Here is a 5,797-nt window from a genome sequence, read left to right on the forward strand (position 1 = left end):
TTTATTCCTGTAGTTTTAGGACTGTGGACTAAAATTACCAACGTAGATGTCTAACATTGACTACTTTTGGGTAGCTTTGTCCAGGTTTTTACGAGCGGTGAATATGCAGGCATTTGTGGCAGGTTTGGGATGTGTACCTTGGGTCAACAAATACCAGATTTACGCCAAACTTTACTGCCTTATAACAAAGGAATTGGCGAAGCTGAAAAAACGCCCAACTGTTGCTTCTGCGTCTCTCTGTTTTAGAACGTGGCTGTTGGTTGGTGCGTTCTCTGATACCCGTCAAATCCTCCAACGCAATAGTTTGCGCTTGTTTTTTGGCGTGCTGAATGAGTCGGTAGCTAACGGTATGGTTAACCTGTGCCTGAAATCTTCGTTCTCGTCCACTCAACCGTTGCAGAAGCTGCCGACATCTACGCCGACTACTTCTTGTGCCTTTGGACGCTTTTTTCTGCAACGAAGCCCTGACACGGCTATATCTGTCACGAATTTCGGTTATCGCCGTTCCACTAAACTTCTCGGATTCAGAGGTAACGGCTATATCGGTTCTGCCCAAATCAACACCCAAAACCCTATCAGTTTTCTCAGGGTTTGGTGGCTCAGATTCAAGCTGAATTTGCAGGTAATAAGTGTTATCTTTGCGCTTTACCAACACTGCCGACTTAGGATTTCTTCCTGTTAACAAATGACGCTGATAGTTGCCAATGTGCAAAGGGAATTTCTCTCTTTGCTTGAGCATCGTCAAACTAGCTGTCCAGTCTTTCTCCCTAAAAGTGAAAGTCCGAGCGTCATAAGTGGCACTGGTAGCTGCAAACCCTTTCACAGGTCTATCTTTTTGTTTGGCAGTCTTGCGATTGGCGCAAACCCTACGAATGGCATGGATAGTCATCTGAGCCGATAGACCAGAGTATTCCCGTGCTTCCTTGTAAATTAAGGATTGCACGGCTATCTGATTGGTCAGCTTTCGGTCAGTGTTTTTGTTCACGTACTCACAGCAGTTCGCAAAAGCACGAAGCACCGCATCAAGTTTTTCAACCTGATGTTGCAACACTTCGAGTTTACAACTAACCGTCAGGACTTGAGACATTTTCAATAAGTGAAGATTATGGAGCTAGTGTACCATGAGATTGCTAAAACTGCGGGCATCAAACCCCCATTTTTAGCCGCTATCCCTCCCCGCCCTATTGACGCTCATCCTTAGCCCTTGGGCTGCGGAAATCGCGTCAATTGAGGGCGGGGATTCCCGCGATTATATTGAAACTAATCTTGCGGTGCGAAGGAACTGATGGAGAAGCTGGAAGCAATGACAAATTGTAACAGCACGGATTCTATCGGCTGTCAAGCTTTTTGGTCAAAAAATTTAGCGTTGAACTGGCCTTGAGATTGCTACTCCTGCGATCGAGGAAAGTTGAGTACCGGGAGGCGCGAACCCCGAAAGACTTCTTCGCTTTCAATGCCGATCGAACTCACAAACTCAGCAGCAGCTTTGGCAGCCAGCAACCCGCCCAGCATGGGTAAGGCGGCTAAGCTCAATAAAATATCTGAGGGAATTGGCAATTTAGGATTGTTGGGGGTTTGAGTTTTGGGCAAGTCTTGGTTTTCCGACGGCATAGATCCCTCCTGTGTTATTCAGTATCCCCAGTTTACAGCAGAAGGAAGGAGGAAGAATAGCAAGGGTTTCAGCAATTAAGAACGTCCTAATCTTTGGGGGCGGTTGCTAAACAGGGGAAATAATTATCTTTACTCCTGAATTCTGACTTCGCTTAACTGGGTCTAATTGTGCGAAAATACATTCGAGGTATTGGTCAAAACAGTATTGCCCAACGGAGCGCAGCCGAGGGGATACACAGCTCGCCAGTAAGCCGAGCAACAGTTAAACCGGATGCAAGGGTTAGGCTCGGTAAATAAAATAATTGTATGTAAAACCTGTAAACTGTGCTATCTGTAGAAAACAAAACCAGCCTTGACGAAATTTAAAGTCCCATGTTGAATGCGAACGGGAGTATATTGGCAGACAATCGATCGCCCGCATCGCAGTGGGCGCAAAAAGCTTTGGGACTGCCCGAGGTGCAGGTACAAGCGCGTTTGCGCGGAAATCACCTGCATATTTTGTGCGAAGCGCAATTGTGTCCGTCTCAGGAATTGGTGACGGCGAGATTTAAAAGCGCGATCGAACAAACTGATTTAACGCGACTCCTGCCCGATCGAACTAAAATCTACCAGTTGTTTCTGTGCGGCCGCAAACTCGGTTCCCGACAAAACGACTGGACTGTCCGGCTCGATTGCAGTGGCAAACAGCGACAGCCACAGCCACAGCCACAGCGACGGGAACCGGAACCGGAACCAAAAGTTTCCGAAGTGCCACCACTAGCGAGTCCCCCCGACAGCGAACCGCCAACAAGTCGTAAAAAAGGCGGACTCTTCGACAGATTCAAAAATGAAAACCGCAACCTCAAACTAAAAGCAGCACAGGTAGAAACCCCGGCACCAATGCCTCAGGTGCGGGAAGAAATGGATTTTGATACTGAAAGTTTCCCCACGGCCTCCCGGATTGAATATCCAGAAGTTTTTGAAACTTCCCCAGTGACGATCGACACTTCGGCAACTCGGGAAGCTTTCAGTCCCCCCGTTTCTGCGCCAGCACCGCAAACATCCACGCAGCAGCAGGCAAGTCGCGGCGCGGTGGCTTTGATTCAATCCCCCGAAACAGGCTCCGGTGACAGTGATGGCGGCGGCACTTTGACCGTTTCAGCGGAAACTTTGGCGCGCCGGGGCTATCCAGATGCGATCGCCAGCTATCTCAGCGAAATCCTCGGGCCGATGGGTGTTTCGGTGAAAGTTAGCATTCGCGAAAAAGAAGCCAAAAGCAGCCGGGAAACCCAGCACCCCAATGCGCCAGAACTTCTCAAGTCCAAGGAACGGCGGCTGTTAGTGCTGTGCGAGTCAGCTTACAGCCCCGAACCCTCCTTGCTCGCAGAACCGATCGCCGCTAGGCTGCGGAAACTGCAACTAGAGGACTTCCGGGAAGCTGCGATCGGCAGCCAAGTTGCAGGCGAATCGAAGCCGGACTGGGTGCTGCGAGTCGATTTGACGCCACCGGACACAATCCTCAAGGAATGGGCCCGCTGGGGAGACGTACAGTCGATCGCCAAACTGCTCAACCAACACTTGGCGACATCAACAGTCGAAGTGCGAGCCACCCTCAAAGAAGCAACTCTGCACCTGTTTTGCAGCAAAACAGTCACAAAAGGACAAAAACCCAAACGACAAGAATACCCTGACAAACAGCAAACCACCGATGCGATCGCCCCTTTGTTAGCATCCTTCGCGCCCCAAGGCATCCGCGCAGCTACCCTCTACGGCGTAGAACCGGCCAGCGACAGCACAACCGAGCCGGAGTCGCCGGTGTGGATTGACTGGATAGACTTACCAGCAGCCCACCACCCCGACTTAGCTCCAAACCCGAGGATATTGGCAGCCGAGGGCGACCAATTAGCCTTGACTTTCTTGCTCAACAGGTTTCTCAATCCCAATCTCAACCGCAAGCTGGAAACCGGAGGGATTCGGGCTGTGGCGCTGCACAAAGCCAACGTGCTGCACGTCATGACTGAAGCTCTGAGTTGCCCTGCTCAGTCGAAGGTAGGCCCGCCGGTGGCTAAATTCTTGCGGCAGTTACAAATTCCGGGAGTGGCTCTTGTGCGAGTCTACGGGCGCCGCGCCGGTCAGAAAATGCCCCTGTGGCGCTACGGTATCGATCTCAAAATGGCGGTTGACGGGGAATTAGCACCAACAACCGCATCGGCTCCCTCGCAACAGGCTGTCTTGTCTAAGGAAGCGGTGCCGGAGTTTGCGCCGTCGGTGGCAGATGGGAGTTTTTCTGCTCTGGGCGATAATTTGGTGTTCGATGCTCCCGCACCGGACTCCTCGCGGCCGCGCTTCAAAATTAGACTCCCCGGTTACCAGTTGGGCGAGCAGTTCGTTCAAGCTGTGGTGCAGCCGCTTGTTGCTTCGGGTTTGTTTGTTCCCAACGACGCTTTGTCGATGAATGCTGCTGCGCCGGGAGGCGTGAGAGCCGATCGCGCGGCGGGAATGGCTTTGATTTGGGCGATCGCCGGCTGTCTGATCACCTTCAATACCGATTGGTTGCTGGGTCTATTTCTTAAATCTGCGACGGTTAGTCAAGCTCCTAGAGCCTCCGAAGTTTGCAACGGCCCAAATTGTCAAAATTCATCCCCCAAGCCTCAGAGCGACGTTCAAGCCTCTCTCACGAATCCGGATTCTCCCTCTCCCTCTGGCTCTTCAGTCCCGATTCCCGAGTCTCAAGAAGTGAATTTGCCTCAAATTCCTTTACAAGCATCGCCGTCCGCGAGTGAAGAAAAGGCTTTCAACGGTTCTGGGTTTACGAAACCGGGAAATACTAGCGTTCCTGTAGCTGATGTTTCGGCTGCTCCGGTGTTTCCGACTTTGAGGAGCGAGCAGCTTGACGAGCAGATTGCGCGCTACCAAGAGTACATCCGCCAGCACAAAAAACCGCCGGATATTTTAATTGTCGGGAGTTCTAGGGCGCTGCGGGGTATCGACCCGGCGGTGTTGGAAACGGCTTTGGCTGCTGGAGGCTATCCGGGGCTGAAGGCTTACAATTTTGGGGTGAACGGAGCTACTCTGCAAGTGGTAGATTCGATCGTCCGCCGGATTTTGCCACCGCAACAATTGCCGAAATTACTGGTTTTGGCGGACGGGGCGAGGGCTCTCAACAGCGGGCGGCCGGATTTGACTTTTAGTGCGATCGCCTCTTCCGAAGGTTACAGACAATTGGCTCGGGGTAGTTTTCTGATCCGCACCAATCCATTAGAATCCCCAACATCTAAGGAAACTGCCAAAAATCCGATCGCGACTGCTGGTGAATTGGTGCACAATTTGGAACAAAGTCAAGCGAATGTTCAACAATTTCTGAGTCAAAAGTTGGTGGATAGTTCTGCAACTTACAAAAAGCGCGATCGGCTGAAAGGGTTTTTGCGATCGATCGCGAATCCAGCAGCCCCTGTTGTCACCGAAAGCCCCCAAACCGCAGCCGACGACGATAAACAAACCACTGAAAACGCCCAGCTAACTGCTGCGGGTAAAGCACCCAGCGAGTTTCAACCAAACGGCTTTTTGCCGATCGACATCCGCTTCAATCCCGATACTTACTTTCAGAAACACGCCAAAGTATCTGGATATTACGACACCGACTATCAAGATTTTAAATTGACAGGGGAACAAACTGTAGCGCTCAAAAACATGATCGAATTTACCAAAGTTCGCAACATCAATCTCGTGTTTGTCAATATGCCTCTGACTGCCGATTATTTAGATCCGGTGCGGACAGGTTACGAACAAGAATTCCGGCAATATATGCAACAATTAGCAGCTCAAACCGGACTAATTTTCCGAGATAATAGTTTATTGTTGCCCCAAGCACGGGAATCTTTTTCTGACCCCAGTCACCTCAACCGTTACGGTGCTGTTGCAGTTTCCAAGCGCTTGGCTCAAGATCCGATGATTCCCTGGCCTGTGAAGAAGTAGAGAGGGGGAGAGGGGGAGAGGGAAGAGGGGGAGATTGGGAGAGGGGGAGATTGGGAGAAGTTGTAAGCTAGTGGGTATCTAGATTGTCTGTTATGTTCGATGGAGATAGCGGGGAAAATACTCCTAGACGCACGCAGATTTCAGAAACCGGGTTTCTACGAATGTTTCTCGTGACTCGTCGTAAAATCTCGTAGAAACCCGGTTTCTAGCCCCCACGGCAGATTTCAGAAAC

Annotated in this window: 3 protein-coding genes; 1 reads left to right on the forward strand and 2 read right to left on the reverse strand. The window is 50.9% G+C overall.

All coding sequences use genetic code 11. From position 1 onward, the window contains the following. Positions 1-88 precede the first annotated feature (88 nt). Positions 89-1,087, reverse strand: coding sequence for an RNA-guided endonuclease InsQ/TnpB family protein (locus tag JGK14_RS31060; RefSeq protein WP_293198667.1), 999 nt, complete (start codon positions 1,085-1,087; stop codon positions 89-91). 299 nt (positions 1,088-1,386) lie between these two features. Beyond that, the gene (locus JGK14_RS31065; RefSeq protein WP_325315886.1) at positions 1,387-1,611 is read right to left on the reverse strand and encodes a hypothetical protein; all 225 of its coding nucleotides are present in this window, start codon (positions 1,609-1,611) and stop codon (positions 1,387-1,389) included. 372 nt (positions 1,612-1,983) lie between these two features. Between JGK14_RS31065 and JGK14_RS31070 the strand changes: the two genes are divergently transcribed. Further along, complete coding sequence (locus JGK14_RS31070) at positions 1,984-5,565, forward strand: hypothetical protein (protein ID WP_325315887.1); 3,582 nt, start codon at positions 1,984-1,986, stop codon at positions 5,563-5,565. The last annotated feature ends 232 nt before the right edge of the window (positions 5,566-5,797 follow it).

It is taken from the genome of Microcoleus sp. PH2017_28_MFU_U_A (assembly GCF_020738035.1).
Classification (GTDB): domain Bacteria; phylum Cyanobacteriota; class Cyanobacteriia; order Cyanobacteriales; family Microcoleaceae; genus Microcoleus.